The organism is Exiguobacterium sp. s121, from assembly GCF_018617245.1.
GTDB classification, from domain to species: domain Bacteria; phylum Bacillota; class Bacilli; order Exiguobacteriales; family Exiguobacteriaceae; genus Exiguobacterium; species Exiguobacterium profundum.
The window spans coordinates 246,917-260,713 of sequence record NZ_JACSJV010000001.1 but is presented as its reverse complement, the minus strand read 5'-3'; the positions used below and the strand labels follow the sequence as shown (position 1 = coordinate 260,713).

Annotated in this window: 17 protein-coding genes; 2 read left to right on the top strand and 15 right to left on the bottom strand. The window is 48.0% G+C overall.

All coding sequences use genetic code 11. The annotated features are described in order from the left end of the window. Positions 1 to 20: 20 nt before the first annotated feature. Both KOG47_RS01475 and KOG47_RS01470 read left to right on the top strand, forming a co-directional pair. On the top strand, positions 21 to 527 hold the full coding sequence (locus KOG47_RS01475) for a hypothetical protein (RefSeq protein ID WP_196431268.1): 507 nt from the start codon (positions 21 to 23) through the stop codon (positions 525 to 527). Between the two features lie 13 nt (positions 528 to 540). Further along, a complete protein-coding gene (locus tag KOG47_RS01470) occupies positions 541 to 912 on the top strand; it encodes a VOC family protein (protein ID WP_196431269.1) in 372 nt (123 codons plus the stop codon). 41 nt (positions 913 to 953) lie between these two features. On the opposite strand, the gene mreB is transcribed toward KOG47_RS01470, so the two are convergent. The 15 genes from mreB to upp form a co-directional block, all read right to left on the bottom strand. Beyond that, positions 954 to 1,940 carry a rod shape-determining protein gene (mreB, locus tag KOG47_RS01465; protein WP_074035738.1) on the bottom strand — a complete coding sequence of 329 codons (987 nt, stop codon included), beginning with the start codon at positions 1,938 to 1,940 and terminating at the stop codon, positions 954 to 956. A gap of 81 nt (positions 1,941 to 2,021) precedes the next feature. Beyond that, on the bottom strand, positions 2,022 to 3,323 hold the full coding sequence (gene murA, locus KOG47_RS01460) for a UDP-N-acetylglucosamine 1-carboxyvinyltransferase (RefSeq protein WP_012727351.1): 1,302 nt from the start codon (positions 3,321 to 3,323) through the stop codon (positions 2,022 to 2,024). A 244-nt stretch (positions 3,324 to 3,567) separates the two neighbouring features. Beyond that, on the bottom strand, positions 3,568 to 3,786 hold the full coding sequence (locus KOG47_RS01455) for a DUF1146 family protein (RefSeq protein ID WP_031422262.1): 219 nt from the start codon (positions 3,784 to 3,786) through the stop codon (positions 3,568 to 3,570). Positions 3,787 to 3,986: 200 nt separating this feature from the next. Next, positions 3,987 to 5,177: an EAL and HDOD domain-containing protein gene (locus tag KOG47_RS01450; RefSeq protein ID WP_159562970.1), complete on the bottom strand. Its 1,191-nt coding sequence runs from the start codon at positions 5,175 to 5,177 to the stop codon at positions 3,987 to 3,989. A gap of 151 nt (positions 5,178 to 5,328) precedes the next feature. Then, the gene (locus tag KOG47_RS01445) at positions 5,329 to 5,739 is read right to left on the bottom strand and encodes a F0F1 ATP synthase subunit epsilon (protein WP_012727354.1); all 411 of its coding nucleotides are present in this window, start codon (positions 5,737 to 5,739) and stop codon (positions 5,329 to 5,331) included. Positions 5,740 to 5,767: 28 nt separating this feature from the next. Beyond that, entirely contained in the window at positions 5,768 to 7,186 is a 1,419-nt protein-coding gene (gene atpD, locus KOG47_RS01440) for a F0F1 ATP synthase subunit beta (protein ID WP_012727355.1), read from the bottom strand. 34 nt (positions 7,187 to 7,220) lie between these two features. Beyond that, a complete protein-coding gene (gene atpG, locus KOG47_RS01435; protein ID WP_012727356.1) occupies positions 7,221 to 8,078 on the bottom strand; it encodes an ATP synthase F1 subunit gamma in 858 nt (285 codons plus the stop codon). Positions 8,079 to 8,114: 36 nt separating this feature from the next. Next, positions 8,115 to 9,623, bottom strand: coding sequence for a F0F1 ATP synthase subunit alpha (gene atpA / locus KOG47_RS01430; protein WP_074035730.1), 1,509 nt, complete (start codon positions 9,621 to 9,623; stop codon positions 8,115 to 8,117). A gap of 18 nt (positions 9,624 to 9,641) precedes the next feature. Beyond that, complete coding sequence (locus KOG47_RS01425; protein ID WP_159562972.1) at positions 9,642 to 10,175, bottom strand: F0F1 ATP synthase subunit delta; 534 nt, start codon at positions 10,173 to 10,175, stop codon at positions 9,642 to 9,644. Further along, the gene (gene atpF / locus KOG47_RS01420; protein ID WP_074035726.1) at positions 10,175 to 10,702 is read right to left on the bottom strand and encodes a F0F1 ATP synthase subunit B; all 528 of its coding nucleotides are present in this window, start codon (positions 10,700 to 10,702) and stop codon (positions 10,175 to 10,177) included. Before atpF ends, KOG47_RS01425 begins: the two co-directional genes overlap by 1 nt. Before the next feature lie 71 nt (positions 10,703 to 10,773). Then, complete coding sequence (atpE, locus tag KOG47_RS01415) at positions 10,774 to 10,995, bottom strand: F0F1 ATP synthase subunit C (RefSeq protein WP_012727360.1); 222 nt, start codon at positions 10,993 to 10,995, stop codon at positions 10,774 to 10,776. A gap of 65 nt (positions 10,996 to 11,060) precedes the next feature. Continuing rightward, positions 11,061 to 11,798, bottom strand: a complete 738-nt coding sequence (gene atpB, locus KOG47_RS01410; RefSeq protein WP_074035724.1) for a F0F1 ATP synthase subunit A — start codon at positions 11,796 to 11,798, stop codon at positions 11,061 to 11,063. Then, positions 11,798 to 12,205, bottom strand: a complete 408-nt coding sequence (locus KOG47_RS01405; protein ID WP_074035722.1) for an ATP synthase subunit I — start codon at positions 12,203 to 12,205, stop codon at positions 11,798 to 11,800. The genes atpB and KOG47_RS01405 overlap by 1 nt, the downstream gene beginning before the upstream one ends. Beyond that, positions 12,202 to 12,429, bottom strand: coding sequence for a hypothetical protein (locus tag KOG47_RS01400; protein ID WP_012727363.1), 228 nt, complete (start codon positions 12,427 to 12,429; stop codon positions 12,202 to 12,204). Before KOG47_RS01400 ends, KOG47_RS01405 begins: the two co-directional genes overlap by 4 nt. Before the next feature lie 664 nt (positions 12,430 to 13,093). Beyond that, complete coding sequence (upp, locus tag KOG47_RS01395; RefSeq protein WP_012727364.1) at positions 13,094 to 13,723, bottom strand: uracil phosphoribosyltransferase; 630 nt, start codon at positions 13,721 to 13,723, stop codon at positions 13,094 to 13,096. Positions 13,724 to 13,797: the final 74 nt, after the last annotated feature.

Below are 13,797 nucleotides of genomic sequence, written 5' to 3'. Positions count from 1 at the left end.
CGGTATTGGGAGGCGCTTATTTGAAAAAGTTGATCATAACGACATTTTGTACATGGATATTGAGTGCTTTGCTCTATGCTGCCTTGACGGATGAATCATTTGTCACGCTTACCCAATCCGTCGACGTCAATCAGAACGTGTTGGAGCGCTACTTGACAACTCAAGTCATGTCTCCTAATTTCGGTGGGGATGTTTATGCCAGCTATCAAATCCTCGGGACGAGTACGACTCGACAGGAAGTGTATGTATGGGTGCTTCTACAAGAATATTATCCTAACCATCAACAACTTGAGCGAGGGACCGGAATGTCTGCTCCAATCGTCTTAAACATTGACCATTCCTCAGGGGTCTCTCGGATTGTCAATCATACGTTACCTCGAGATGGCTCATATTATCCTAGCGACTTACATACCCTATTCCCATTACATATTTCTATCGGCTTAATGTCTCACCCAACAGGACTTACCAACCGTCTCCAACGTCAACTTGAATCAGAGTTACCCCTTCCTGTTTCAAATACATATTGAAAGGATGAATCCCATGAGCCTCATTCAACAAATTAAACAAATCTACATCCCTGTCAAAGAGTTAGACCGTGCCGTTCAATTCTATCGAGACACGCTTGAGGTACCCTTTCTCTTTCAAGCAGGATTGCTCGCATTTTTCGACTGTGGGGGCATTCGCCTCATGTTGTCCCCTCCAGAGAATGATGTTTTTGCAAAATCAAGTCCAATTCTCTATTTGAGTATCGCATCCATCGATGACGCTTATGCTCAGTTGAAAAATGCAGGAGTGACTTTCATTGATGAACCACACTGTGTGGCAAAAATGGGGACGACAGAAACGTGGATGAGTTTCTTCAAAGATTCTGAAGGTAACGTGTTGGCACTCGTCTCCGAAATATTGAGTTGAACATACAAAAAACAAGCGACCGCACGCGGTCGCTTGTCTGTTTATTTCAATCGATCTAAGTTTTCGAGCATGATCCCCGTTCCGTGCGCGACACTGAGTGTCGGCTCCTCGGCCATCATGACCGGCAACATGACACGCTCTGCGACGAGTTGGTCAAGACCGTGAAGGAGTGATCCCCCACCTGTCATGATGATTCCGCGGTCGATGATATCCGCTGCAAGTTCTGGTGGTGTCTGTTCAAGGACACGCTTCGCTGCTTCGACGATTTCATTAGCTGATTCAGCCATCGCTTCACGAAGTTCTTCTGACGTAATGGTCACCGTACGAGGCAATCCACGTACCATGTCACGTCCACGAATATCCATCGATTCGTTACGCCCTCCTGGGAAGACCGTCGCGATTTCTTTCTTGATTTGTTCAGCCGTACGTTCTCCGATGATCAGCTTGTGCTTCTCTTTGATGGCACGAAGGATGTCCGTATCGAAGCGATCCCCTGCAATCTTGATAGTCTCACCGCAGACGATGTCTCCCATTGATAAAATGGCGACGTCGGTCGTCCCACCACCAATGTCAATGATCATGTGACCAACCGGCTTCCAAATATCCATGCCTGAACCGACTGCCGCAGCTTTTGGTTCGACGGCGAGGAAGACTTCTTTCGCGCCAGCTTTCTCAGCAGCTTCACGAATGGCTTTTGCTTCAACCGGCGTGACGTTCGCAGGTGTACAAATCAGCATGCGGATGCCTCCGAAGAAGCCTCGGACTTGAATTTTCTCGATGAAGTGACGGAGCATTTCTTCTGTTGTGGCGAAATCGGCGATGACTCCGTCACGGAGAGGACGGATCGCCACGATATCACCAGGTGTACGACCAACCATCTCATACGCTTCTGAACCGACTGCTAGTACTTTTCCTGTAGAGCGTTTTATCGCAACGACTGAAGGTTCGTCTAAGACGATTCCTTTCCCTTTGACGTGAATGACAACGTTTGCTGTCCCTAAATCAATCCCGATATCTTTTGAAAACATGATGTATAGGTTCCTCCGTTCGTTTCTTCATTGAAAAGAGCGAGAAGAGTCTCTCCTCGCCCTCTAATTCGTGCTCGTTTCTTAGTTCTGAACCATTTCTTCAGCAACTTCGACAGTTCCTTCAATACGCTCGATGTCAGCACCGAGTGCTTGAAGTTTCTTGTGGAAGTCAACGTATCCACGGTCGATATGATATAAATCTCCAACGCGTGTCTCTTCTTCCGCGATGAGACCTGCTAGAATAAGTGCTGCTCCGGCACGAAGGTCCGTTGCGACAACTTCCGCTCCTTGAAGGCGTACGCCACCTTTGACGATTGCTGAACGTCCTTCAATCTTAATGTCCGCGTTCATACGACGGAACTCTTCGACGTGCATAAAGCGATTCTCAAACACCGTTTCCGTGATGACAGATGTACCGCCCGCTTTCAAGACGAGTGCCATCATTTGTGACTGCATGTCTGTCGGGAATCCTGGGTGTGGCATCGTCTTCACATCAACCGGCTTCAATTCGTCTGGTGCCGTGACACGCATGCCTTCTGCCGTATCCTCGAAGTGGACACCCATTTCTTCCATTTTTGAAATCAATGGACGAAGGTGCTCACGTTCTGCACCGATGACTTCGATGTCACTACCTGTGATCGCACCAGCAACGAGGAACGTACCTGCTTCGATACGGTCTGGAATAATCGAGTGTTCTGCACCGCGAAGTGTTTCTACACCTTCGATGCGGATTGTTTCTGTACCTGCACCGCGAACGTGTGCGCCCATTCCGTTTAAGAAGTTCGCAAGGTCGACGATCTCAGGTTCTTTTGCAACGTTCTCGATGATAGTCGTACCCTCTGCAAGCACAGCTGCCATCATGATGTTCTCTGTCGCACCAACAGATGGGAAGTCCAAGTAGATTTTAGCACCTTGGAGACGGCCTTCTACAGAAGCTTCTACGAATCCGTTTCCGATGACCGTTTTCGCACCCATCGCTTCGAATCCTTTTAAGTGGAGGTCAATCGGACGTGAGCCGATTGAGCATCCGCCCGGCATTGCTACACGAGCGTGACCGAGACGGGCAAGAAGAGGTCCCATGACGAGGATTGAAGCACGCATCTTCCGCACGTACTCAAGCGGTGCTTCATCTTTGATGTCGCCCGACGCATCGACAGTTACTTCATTCTTTTCTTCATTGAACGATACCTCTGCACCGAGGTGACGAAGTACTTTGTTAATCGTGTACACGTCAGCAAGACGTGGTACGTTTTGTAAGATTGACTTTCCTTCGCTAGCTAATAGAGTGGCAACCAATGTTTTGAGTACGGCGTTTTTTGCTCCCTCAACGCGCACAGTACCTGACAGTTTACGTCCTCCACGGACTACGATCAAATCCTTCATATCTCTCTTTGTCCTCCAACTTCATTGTTTTTTTATATAGTGCGTCGATATCCGAATCCGGATGTGATGATGTCGATTATTTGAATGGTTTGCAAAACGTGATGATTTTTCATTCATTAATCAATCTGAATAATAAATAAGTGCAAATTGAATGAAAAAAACATCATGTCAGACGAATTTATCCTACATGATAATCATATAGGAGTCGTTACAGCAGGATTACAGTTTGTTAAATATTCTGCGACTACTGTATAGGTGCGAGCGCCTGCGCCAGTCGAATGTACTCCAAAAAGAACTGGGCAATCAGTGAACCGAAGACAACCGCTACGAGAACGCGCAAGACAGCAGCTTGCGGACTCCTCACTTGATTGAGCAACTTATCCCATTTGACGGGTAAGAGTGCCCACCAAGCGACGTAGATCGCTATGATATAAATCGCTAGCGAAAATACGGTATTGACCATCGACGATTCCCCTCTTTTCTAAAATTCGTACCATTTTCAATCATATCATGACATGTTAGAGAAAAAAAGACTTAGGGTCTTAAGCTTCGAGCGGTTTGAACCATTCGATCAACTCACTTTCTCTACAAGCACACCAAAAGGGACGTCATCAGCAGTAAGGTCTTACTACAGTAATTGACGCCCCTCACATATTTCAAACATTATTCAATCGATTCGTCAAGGCTACGAGACCAGCGAATCGCTTCGACGTAATATTGAGACCAATCCGAATCTGTGTTATGGAGCGGAATCGTCAACTGTTCGTAGTCGATGACATCCTCTAACAACTTTCGCAAACCGTTCTGTTCACCGAGTAACGCTGCCTTTACAGGAGGCGCCACCGGAAGCTCTGCAATCAACGTTTGCATTGCCTCATCGAGAATGACGTCGAGTGATGAAAAGATTCCCGTAATGAATGCATCAAACGGTAATACATCTGTCAATGTATCCTCCGCAATCAACTCCATCATTTTTCCGCGAATGACACTCTGTTTAATCAGTTCTTTCGATTCAGACGTCTGCATCTCTCGAAGAAGCATCAAATAAGACCATCGTTTCAACTCATCTAGTCCGATTCGCGCGACGGCTTGCTCGATTGATTCAATCGTTCGACGACCTTTTTGATACACCGTATTGACCGTACGGAGCATCTTATAGGATAGGTCGACACTTCGCTCAATTTGCGCTGAAATCCGTCGAAAACTCGGTTCCGGACAATCGAGCTCTTTCAACATTTCAATGAGCGTGTGACGCAACGGATGCACTTCGGCCCCGTGCACCACGATGGGACGACTAAAGAAGTACCCTTGGAACATTTTATATCCGAGTCGTTTCGCAATCTCATACTCTGCGGGTGTCTCGATTTTTTCCGCCAAAAATTCGACTCGGTGTCCGAGCGCATCAATCAATTTTTGCTGTTGATCGACTGGGGTCGCTTGATAGTCGATTTTGATGATGTCGGCGAGTCCAATCAATGGGCGATATTTCTCTTCAAATACGAAATCATCCAGTGCAATCGTATAACCTTGACGTCTTAACGAGCGGAGAGACTGTAATACTTTCTCCGTCGGTTCGACATGTTCGAGCACTTCGACGACGAGCGATTGACGTGGTAGCAACGAAGGCACTTCCCCTTCAATCAACGTCTGAGGGAAATTGATGAACGCGCGCGTCCCTTCTGTCAATTCCCGAAAATTGAACACAAGGTAAGCGTTATGAATGACGTCAGCTGTTGCCAACGAATCATCTACGTTCTCAAAAATATTATTTTCGCTGCGGCGATATAACAATTCGTAGCCGCAAACGCGTAATTGTTGGTCAAAAATTGGTTGTCGCGCAACGTAAACTTTCATTCCCTAATCTCCTTTACGGTAGTTCCCACCTTTATTATCGGTCTTCTTCCATATATTTTTTACTAGTCCCGTCATTTAGAAGCACGACAAAAGACCCATCTTTTCCAAAAAACAACAAAAAAACTCCCACACTTTCGTGTGAGAGTCATTCTTATTCTTTCATATCGCGAATGCTTAAGCGGTTGATCGCTTTTTTGAGCGCAAGTTCCGCACGACGGAATTCGAGTTCCGAGAGCTTCGTGTCTTGAAGACGACGCTCGGCACGAACTTTCGCCGCAGAAGCGCGATCATAGTCGATCTTATCCGCCATTTCGGCTGTTTCAGCTAAGATCGTCACCGTGTCGGGACGAACTTCCATGAAACCGCCGCTGATTGCGATCAGCGTGCGTCCACCATCTTCGTGGCGCAGCTTGAGGACTGAGACGTCGAGTGGCGTCACCATCGGGATGTGCTTTGGCAAAATACCAAGCTCACCAGTGACCGATTTGGCGATGACCATTCGTGCGTCTCCTTCAAAGGCTGCACCATCCGGGGTGACGACGTTGACGTGAACAGTATTCATCGTCTAGTTTCCCCCTTCCGCGTAGGTCTTAGACCAACGTCTTCGCTTTTTCGATGACGTCTTCGATTGGACCGACGAGACGGAATGCATCTTCAGGAAGATCGTCGTGTTTACCTTCGAGGATCTCTTTGAAGCCGCGTACTGTCTCTTTGACTGGCACGTACGAACCTTTTTGGCCCGTGAACTGCTCAGCCACGTGGAAGTTTTGTGATAAGAAGAACTGAATACGACGTGCACGGTGAACCGTGAGTTTGTCGTCTTCAGACAACTCGTCCATCCCGAGGATAGCGATGATGTCTTGAAGTTCTTTGTAACGCTGAAGCGTCTGTTGAACGTTACGTGCAACCTCATAGTGCTCTTTCCCTACGATTTCAGGAGAGAGGGCACGTGAAGTCGATGCGAGCGGGTCAACGGCTGGGTAAATCCCCATCTCCGAAAGACGACGCTCAAGGTTTGTTGTTGCATCAAGGTGGGCGAACGTTGTTGCCGGAGCCGGGTCCGTGTAGTCATCGGCTGGTACATAAACCGCTTGAATCGAAGTTACCGATCCTTTTGCAGTCGATGTGATTCGCTCTTGAAGCATACCCATTTCAGTCGCAAGTGTCGGCTGGTAACCTACCGCCGATGGCATACGTCCGAGAAGGGCTGAAACCTCAGAACCTGCTTGTGTGAAACGGAAGATGTTATCAACGAAGAGAAGAACGTCTTGTCCTTGCTCGTCACGGAAGTACTCTGCCATTGTCAAACCAGTCAAGGCAACACGGAGACGTGCACCAGGTGGTTCGTTCATCTGACCGAAGACCATCGCTGTTTGCTTGATAACGCCTGAGTCCGTCATCTCGTGGAACAAGTCATTCCCTTCACGCGTACGCTCACCGACTCCTGCGAATACAGAAATCCCGCTGTGCTCTTGCGCGATGTTGTTGATGAGTTCCTGGATGAGGACGGTTTTCCCTACACCGGCACCACCGAAGAGGCCGATTTTACCACCTTTGATGTATGGTGCGAGAAGGTCGACGACTTTAATCCCTGTTTCAAGGATTTCAACTTTCGTTGACAATTCGTCAAATGTTGGCGCTTGACGGTGAATCGGTGCACGAAGCACGTCAGCTGCCACTTCTTTATCATCGATCGGGTTACCGAGAACGTTGAAGACACGTCCAAGTGTCGCTTCTCCAACTGGTACCGAAATCGGTGATCCTAAGTCAAGTACTTCCATACCGCGGCGAACGCCGTCAGTTGAGTCCATCGCAATCGTACGGACCGTGTCGTCACCAAGGTGAACAGCTACTTCGAGCGTCAAGTCGACACTAACATCGTCCGCTGTCGCTGCCACGTGTGTGACTTTGAGAGCGTTGTAGATGTTCGGTAAGTGGTTGTCGAACTTTACGTCGATAACTGGGCCCATGACTGCGACTACGCGGCCTTTCATGCCGTATTCGTTCATCGTGTTAGCCTCCTACAATCTAGAGGGCGTGCGCTTATTCAAGCGCCGACGCACCTCCGACAATCTCTGTGATTTCTTGTGTGATCGCTGCTTGACGCGCGCGGTTGAATTTGAGTTTGAGTCCGCGAATGAGTTCATCCGCATTGTCTGTCGCACTCGACATCGCCGTCATCCGGGCTGCGTGCTCTGACACTTTCGCATCGAGCAATGCGCCGTAGATGAGTCCTTCCGCATAACGTGGGAGGAGCGCCGCTAAGATCGTTTCTTCTTCTGGTTCGTATTCATACATCACATTGGATGCGGACTGTTCGATATCCCCGAGCGGGAGCAATTGTTGAATCTTCACTTCTTGGCTGATGACCGAGATGAACGAGTTGTAGCAAAGCTTCAATTCATCAATCTCGCCCTCGCTGAAGGCACCTACCGTCTGTTTGACGATTTCTGCGACTTCAACAAAAGTTGGTTGGTCGTTTAGCCCTGTCATCGCGCTATACACCGGAATGTTGCGTGACTTGAAGAACTGGACACCGACTTTCCCGATTACGTAAAGACGATACTCATCTGTTGATGTGTGCTTGTCTTTGAGTTCACGGTACACGTCACGCAAGACGCTGGCGTTGTATCCACCTGCGAGTCCGCGGTCTGACGTGATGACGATATAACCAGTCCGTTTGACGGGACGTACTTGAAGCATCGGGTGTGTCGCGCCTGATGTACCACCGGCGATCGACGAGATGACTTCTTGCAACTTGTCCATGTACGGCTTGAAGTTGGCGTTGTTCCCTTGGGCCCGGTTCAACTTTGATGCCGACACCATGTTCATCGCTTTCGTGATTTGCTTCGTGCTTTGGGTCGAGGTGATCCGCATCTGGATCTCACGTAATGATGCCATTTCGATTCACCACCTTAATAGACGCTCGTCACCGGATTAAACCGATGGCGAGAACGTCTTTTTGAATTCCGTAATTGCGTCGACCATTGCCTCGTCTGAAGGAAGGTTTCCTGTCTGACGGATTTCACGGCAGAGGTCTTTACGGTTTTGGTCGAGCCATGCGTTCATTTCTGTTTCGAAACGACGGATGTCTGTGACTGGGATGTCATCGAGATGACCTTTCGTGAGTGCGTAGATGATGATAACTTGCTTGTCTACAGAAAGCGGTGCGTTCAAGTCTTGTTTCAAGACTTCAACCGTACGCTGACCACGGTTCAACTTCGATTGTGTCGCTTTGTCGAGATCTGATCCGAACTGAGCGAACGCTTCGAGCTCACGGTAAGACGCGAGGTCAAGACGAAGTGTACCAGCAACTTTCTTCATCGCTTTCACCTGTGCCGAACCACCAACACGTGATACTGAGAGACCGGCGTTGATTGCTGGGCGTACCCCAGAGAAGAAGAGGTCCGACTGAAGGAAGATCTGACCGTCTGTGATCGAGATAACGTTTGTCGGGATATATGCTGAGATATCCGATGCTTGTGTCTCGATGAACGGAAGTGCTGTCAATGAACCACCGCCGAGTTCGTCGTTCAACTTCGCTGCACGCTCAAGAAGGCGTGAGTGGAGGTAGAAGACATCCCCTGGGTAGGCTTCGCGGCCTGGAGGACGACGGAGAAGGAGCGAGAGCTCACGGTAAGCTGCCGCTTGTTTCGAAAGGTCATCATAAACGACGAGGACGTGTTGTCCGCGATCCATGAAGTACTCACCCATCGATACCCCTGCGAATGGTGCGAGGTAAAGAAGTGGTGCCGGCTGTGATGCCGATGCCGAAACGACGATTGTATAGTCGAGCGCTCCGTTTTGACGAAGCGTCTCTACTACGCCACGTACAGTCGATTCTTTCTGACCGATAGCAACGTAGATACAAATCATGTTCTCTTCTTTTTGGTTGATAATCGTATCGATGGCAACAGATGTTTTACCTGTCTGACGGTCACCGATGATGAGCTCACGCTGACCACGACCGATTGGAACGAGGGCGTCAATCGCCTTAATTCCTGTTTGAAGTGGTTCGTGAACCGATTTACGTGCCATAACGCCGTAAGCTTTACGCTCGATCGGGTTATAGTTGTCAGTCACGATTGGTCCAAGACCATCGATTGGTTGTCCGAGTGGGTTGACGACACGTCCGAGGAGTGCCTCACCAACTGGAACTTCCATGATGCGACCTGTACGTTTGACAGAATCGCCTTCTTTGATGCCTTTGTAATCGCCAAGGATGATAATCCCGACGTTACCTTCTTCTAAGTTTTGCGCCAAGCCCATTACGCCGTTAGAGAACTCTACGAGTTCCCCCGCCATAACGTTATCGAGTCCGTGTGCACGAGCGATACCGTCACCTACTTGAATGACTGTACCTGTCTCGCTGACTTCGATTTCAGAACCGTACGAAGCGATTCGTTCTTTTAGCAGGGCGCTGATTTCTTCAGCTTTGATTGTCATTGAATTCACCCCTATTTCTTACGCATTCAACAATTCACGCTCAAGGCGTGTAAGTTTCGTTTCGATCGTATCATCGTACGTCGTGTATCCGACTTGGACACGGAGTCCACCGATGACTTCTTCATCGACGACGTTATTCAATTGGAGCGTCTTCCCGAGCTTCTGTCCGAAGACGAGTTCGACGTCTTTCAAGTCTGTTGCCGACAATGGGTAGGCGCTTGTGACAATACCCTCTGCAATTCCACGATAGTCGTTGATAAATTCGCGGACGTAACGTGGCAATGCGCGAACCTCTGCCGCACGGTCATTTTCGACCATGACGAGAAGTGTGTTCACGACAATCGCCGTCATATCACCAAAGCTGTCTTTTAAAAGCTGTGCAAGCTCGCTGTCACTGACTGCCGGATTCGTTAAGAGATCCATGAGTTCAGGAGTCGCGTGGAGCACTTCATCGAGCAGACGCACTTCCGCTTCGACTTGGTCGAGCGTGCCTTGTTCCCGCGCTAAGTCGAAGAGCGCTTTGGCATAGCGTTTTGCTAATGATGCGTTCATCAGTTCGCACCTTTCGCTTTAGACAGGAAGTCTGTGACGAGGGCACGCTGTTTCGCTTCATCACCTTTAAGGTCTGTTTGAAGGACGTGGCGTGCTGCCGAAAGTGCCTGTGTGACGACTTCCGTTTGAAGAGATTGTTTCGCAAGCTCACGCTCGCGCTCAATCGCTTTCTCTGCCTCGATTTTAATTTGTTCGGCTTCCAAACGCGCCTGCTCCACCAAGCGTGCTTGTTCTGCTTCTGCTTGTCGACGGCTTGCGTCGAGCATTTCTTTTGACTCAGTACGTGCTGCACTGAGTGCATCACGTTGTTCAACGACATAATGTTCCGCATCTTTGCGGCTCTTTTCAGCGAGTTCAATTTCGTTCGCTACATACTCTTCACGCTGTCTCATCATTCCAAGGAGTGGTCCCCAAGCAAATTTCTTCAACAGGGCCAAGAGTACGAGGAATGTGAAAATTGTAAAGATCATATCCAGAATGCGGAGGCCTTCGCCGCCAGCACCAGCTGCAATCATCATCGTATCCATGCATACCCTCCTCTTGACTAAATAAGTGAGGGAGACGTGCTCCCTCTCATGCTATTCTCGTTAACTCGGAATCAAGAGTTGAGGAGAAGGAAACCGACAGCCACACCGATGATCGGGAGGGCCTCAACCAAACCGATACCGATGAACATTGTTTGACGAAGTTCGTTTTTGAGTTCTGGTTGACGTGCTTGTCCTTGTACTGTTCCGTATACGATCAAACCGTTACCGATACCAGCTGCGAGTGCTCCAAGTCCGATAACAAGTGCTGTTGCGAGAAGATTAAGTTGTTCCATTGTGTATATTCCTCCTAAAAGTTAAGTAAATAATTTGATTGTAACGCTTTGGCGAGATGTCCGAATCAATGTTCGGCCGAAGCTTTGTGCCCGATGTACACCATTGCAAGCGTCAGGAAAATGTAGGATTGGATAACCCCGATAAAGATTGAGAAACCTTGCCATAGAATCATTGGGAAGACCGCAAAGATTGCACCGAGCGGGTTGAGTGCGCCTTCGGCTGTAATCGCGAGTCCCAAGATGATGGTAATCATGATTTCACCGGCAAAGATGTTACCGTATAGACGCAAACCGAGCGTCAACGTGTTCGCAAACTCCTCGATCAATTTGATCGGAAGCAAGAACCAGACTGGTTTTACGAATTCCGCCGAATAGTGTTTCAATCCGTGCAGTTTCACCCCGTAATAGTGCGACATTGCAACGACGAGTGTCGACAACGCCAAGGTTACGTAAGGATCGGCTGTCGGTGAGTTGAACCACAAATAGTGTCCGGAAATGACGTTAAACGGTAGACCCATCAAGTTTGAGAAGAGAATGAACAAAATCAACGTCATCCCAAATCCAATAAAGCGTCCTCCTGTCTTCCAGTCCATCGCACTTGCGATGATTCCACGTACGAACTCCGCGAAGAATTCCATGAAGTTTTGTTTGCCAGTCGGCTTCATTGCCAAACGTCTTGTCCCCCAAATGGCGAATACGAAGACGAGTAACGCTGCAACTAGCACTGTAATGACGTTCGTCCAGCTCCCGTATAACGTATAGTCCCCAAAGTGCAGAGAATATGTGGGAAACTCATGACCCATTAATATTCACCTCTTTTCCTGCTGAGCTGGGCAAGTGTAAACTCGCCAAATTGTATGATGTGGCCGGCGATTAGACCAGTTACCACCGCGATGACGGACACTCGATCCTCGTAGAGAAGACCGACTATCACTGCTAACGCACCGACCGCCATTCTTGAAACGGTCCCGTGCGACTTTGGTCGTCGTCCATGCTCGATGACGTCATACATACGTATGACACTTCGATTCTGCATATGTAGAATGATGAGACTCCCGACCCCGCCGATGAACAATCCGAGAAAAACGGCTTTGTACATCGGGACGATGAAGGCGCCAACTAACAAAATTGCAAACCAAATGGTAAACCATTTCGTATAACGCTTCATCAACTCTTTTTGTGCTTTTCTGTCTGCTTGAATCGTATTCATTCGTCCTCTCCTGTCAATAAACTCCGAAGGGTGAGAACTAGCGCCGTAACCCCGAACACGAGTCCAAGGATAATCGACACATTCCAACCAAACGTGCCCCAAAATTCACGTCTTTCGCCGTACTGTCCGACGAGATAACCGATGACAATCGGTCCAGCAAGTGCTGTCGAGATTTGTGAAGCGAGCGAGGCATAGGATAGATAACGATTGTCTTTTTTCGCCATCCAAATCCCCCTTTCGAGTCTCACGTGCTCCCTTGTTCTTCACGAATTCACACTCGCGTGACCATCAAAAGTCACACAAGTTCAGAGTAATAGAAATGGCATAAGAAGTCAATGAATTTCACAATTATAAAAGCGCTTTAAATCAAGTCGTATCAATAGTTTTACGCACTTCATAAACTAAACGATCAAAGCACTTTTTTAAGAAAGTGTGAAGAAACGTTGAAATAAAAATGTTGACTTTATAACATTTCACAAACGGAATCAGATGAAGAATAGTTCAGTTATACCCCCACGTTTTGGAAAATTCAATCAGTAAACGCTTACGTTCACAAAGAGTTACGAAACGTCTGTTGACTTCATTTTGAAATCGTTTTCAACGTCCTGTATCAGTATACCGAGGATGTTTTTACCATGTCGAGCGATTTCGCCCATTTTTTTGTGAGGAATCTCATACTGTTCAAAATCCCTTTCTCAATCCTGGTTTTATATTCGAAATCGAGGGATTCTATTTAAATAAGAAAGAATAGATAAATTCCATCCCAGTTCGCCATTCTTCTCGCTCTAGTTTTGTGTCTATTTTGTGACATCCGTAAATGATAAATATTATTCAGTGTCAATCGTAAAAAAAGCGAGAATCGCATAGGCGATTCTCGCTTTTAAGTCATTACTTCGTACCAAACAAACGGTCACCCGCATCCCCAAGTCCAGGAACGATATAACCGTGGTCATTTAATTTTTCATCGAGTGCAGCAAGATAGATCTCTACATCCGGATGTTCTGCTTGTACACGCTCTACGCCTTCTGGTGCTGCGCAAAGGCATGCCAACTTGATTGACTTCGCTCCGTGTTTCTTGAGTGATGCAATCGCATCAACAGCCGAACCACCTGTCGCGAGCATCGGGTCAACAACGATAAAGTCGCGTTCTGTGACGTCTGTCGGAAGTTTCAAGTAGTATTCGTGTGGCTCAAGTGTTTCCGGATCGCGGTAAAGACCGATATGACCGACTTTTACGTTCGGCATCATTTTGAGGAACCCATCCACCATACCAAGTCCTGCACGTAAAATAGGGACGATTCCCAATTTCTTGCCGGCAATCATCTTTTGCGTGGAAACAGAGACCGGTGTCTCGATTTCTACGTCTGTTAGGGGTAGGCTGCGCGTGATTTCGTATGCCATAAGTGAAGAAACTTCGTCGACGAGTTCACGGAACTGCTTCGTCCCCGTCTCTACTTTACGCATAATCGTCATTTTGTGCTGAATCAAAGGATGGTCATAAACATGTACTTTTCCCATCTTGCTTCACTCCTCTCTCATTCTCTCTCGAGCATTGTACCCTAACTCTGTTGAGATGGGTAGAGCCAACTTCT

Excerpts from the sequence above, each read along its gene's own strand:
- KOG47_RS01470 (WP_196431269.1), top strand. The coding sequence starts at position 541 with ATGAGCCTCATTCAACAAATTAAACAAATCTACATCCCTGTCAAAGAG.
- mreB (WP_074035738.1), bottom strand. The coding sequence starts at position 1,940 with ATGTTTTCAAAAGATATCGGGATTGATTTAGGGACAGCAAACGTTGTC.
- murA (WP_012727351.1), bottom strand. The coding sequence starts at position 3,323 with ATGAAGGATTTGATCGTAGTCCGTGGAGGACGTAAACTGTCAGGTACT.
- KOG47_RS01455 (WP_031422262.1), bottom strand. The coding sequence starts at position 3,786 with ATGGTCAATACCGTATTTTCGCTAGCGATTTATATCATAGCGATCTAC.
- KOG47_RS01450 (WP_159562970.1), bottom strand. The coding sequence starts at position 5,177 with ATGAAAGTTTACGTTGCGCGACAACCAATTTTTGACCAACAATTACGC.
- KOG47_RS01445 (WP_012727354.1), bottom strand. The coding sequence starts at position 5,739 with ATGAATACTGTTCACGTCAACGTCGTCACCCCGGATGGTGCAGCCTTT.
- atpD (WP_012727355.1), bottom strand. The coding sequence starts at position 7,186 with ATGAACGAATACGGCATGAAAGGCCGCGTAGTCGCAGTCATGGGCCCA.
- atpG (WP_012727356.1), bottom strand. The coding sequence starts at position 8,078 with ATGGCATCATTACGTGAGATCCAGATGCGGATCACCTCGACCCAAAGC.
- atpA (WP_074035730.1), bottom strand. The coding sequence starts at position 9,623 with ATGACAATCAAAGCTGAAGAAATCAGCGCCCTGCTAAAAGAACGAATC.
- KOG47_RS01425 (WP_159562972.1), bottom strand. The coding sequence starts at position 10,175 with ATGAACGCATCATTAGCAAAACGCTATGCCAAAGCGCTCTTCGACTTA.
- atpF (WP_074035726.1), bottom strand. The coding sequence starts at position 10,702 with ATGGATACGATGATGATTGCAGCTGGTGCTGGCGGCGAAGGCCTCCGC.
- atpE (WP_012727360.1), bottom strand. The coding sequence starts at position 10,995 with ATGGAACAACTTAATCTTCTCGCAACAGCACTTGTTATCGGACTTGGA.
- atpB (WP_074035724.1), bottom strand. The coding sequence starts at position 11,798 with ATGGGTCATGAGTTTCCCACATATTCTCTGCACTTTGGGGACTATACG.
- KOG47_RS01405 (WP_074035722.1), bottom strand. The coding sequence starts at position 12,205 with ATGAATACGATTCAAGCAGACAGAAAAGCACAAAAAGAGTTGATGAAG.
- KOG47_RS01400 (WP_012727363.1), bottom strand. The coding sequence starts at position 12,429 with ATGGCGAAAAAAGACAATCGTTATCTATCCTATGCCTCGCTCGCTTCA.
- upp (WP_012727364.1), bottom strand. The coding sequence starts at position 13,723 with ATGGGAAAAGTACATGTTTATGACCATCCTTTGATTCAGCACAAAATG.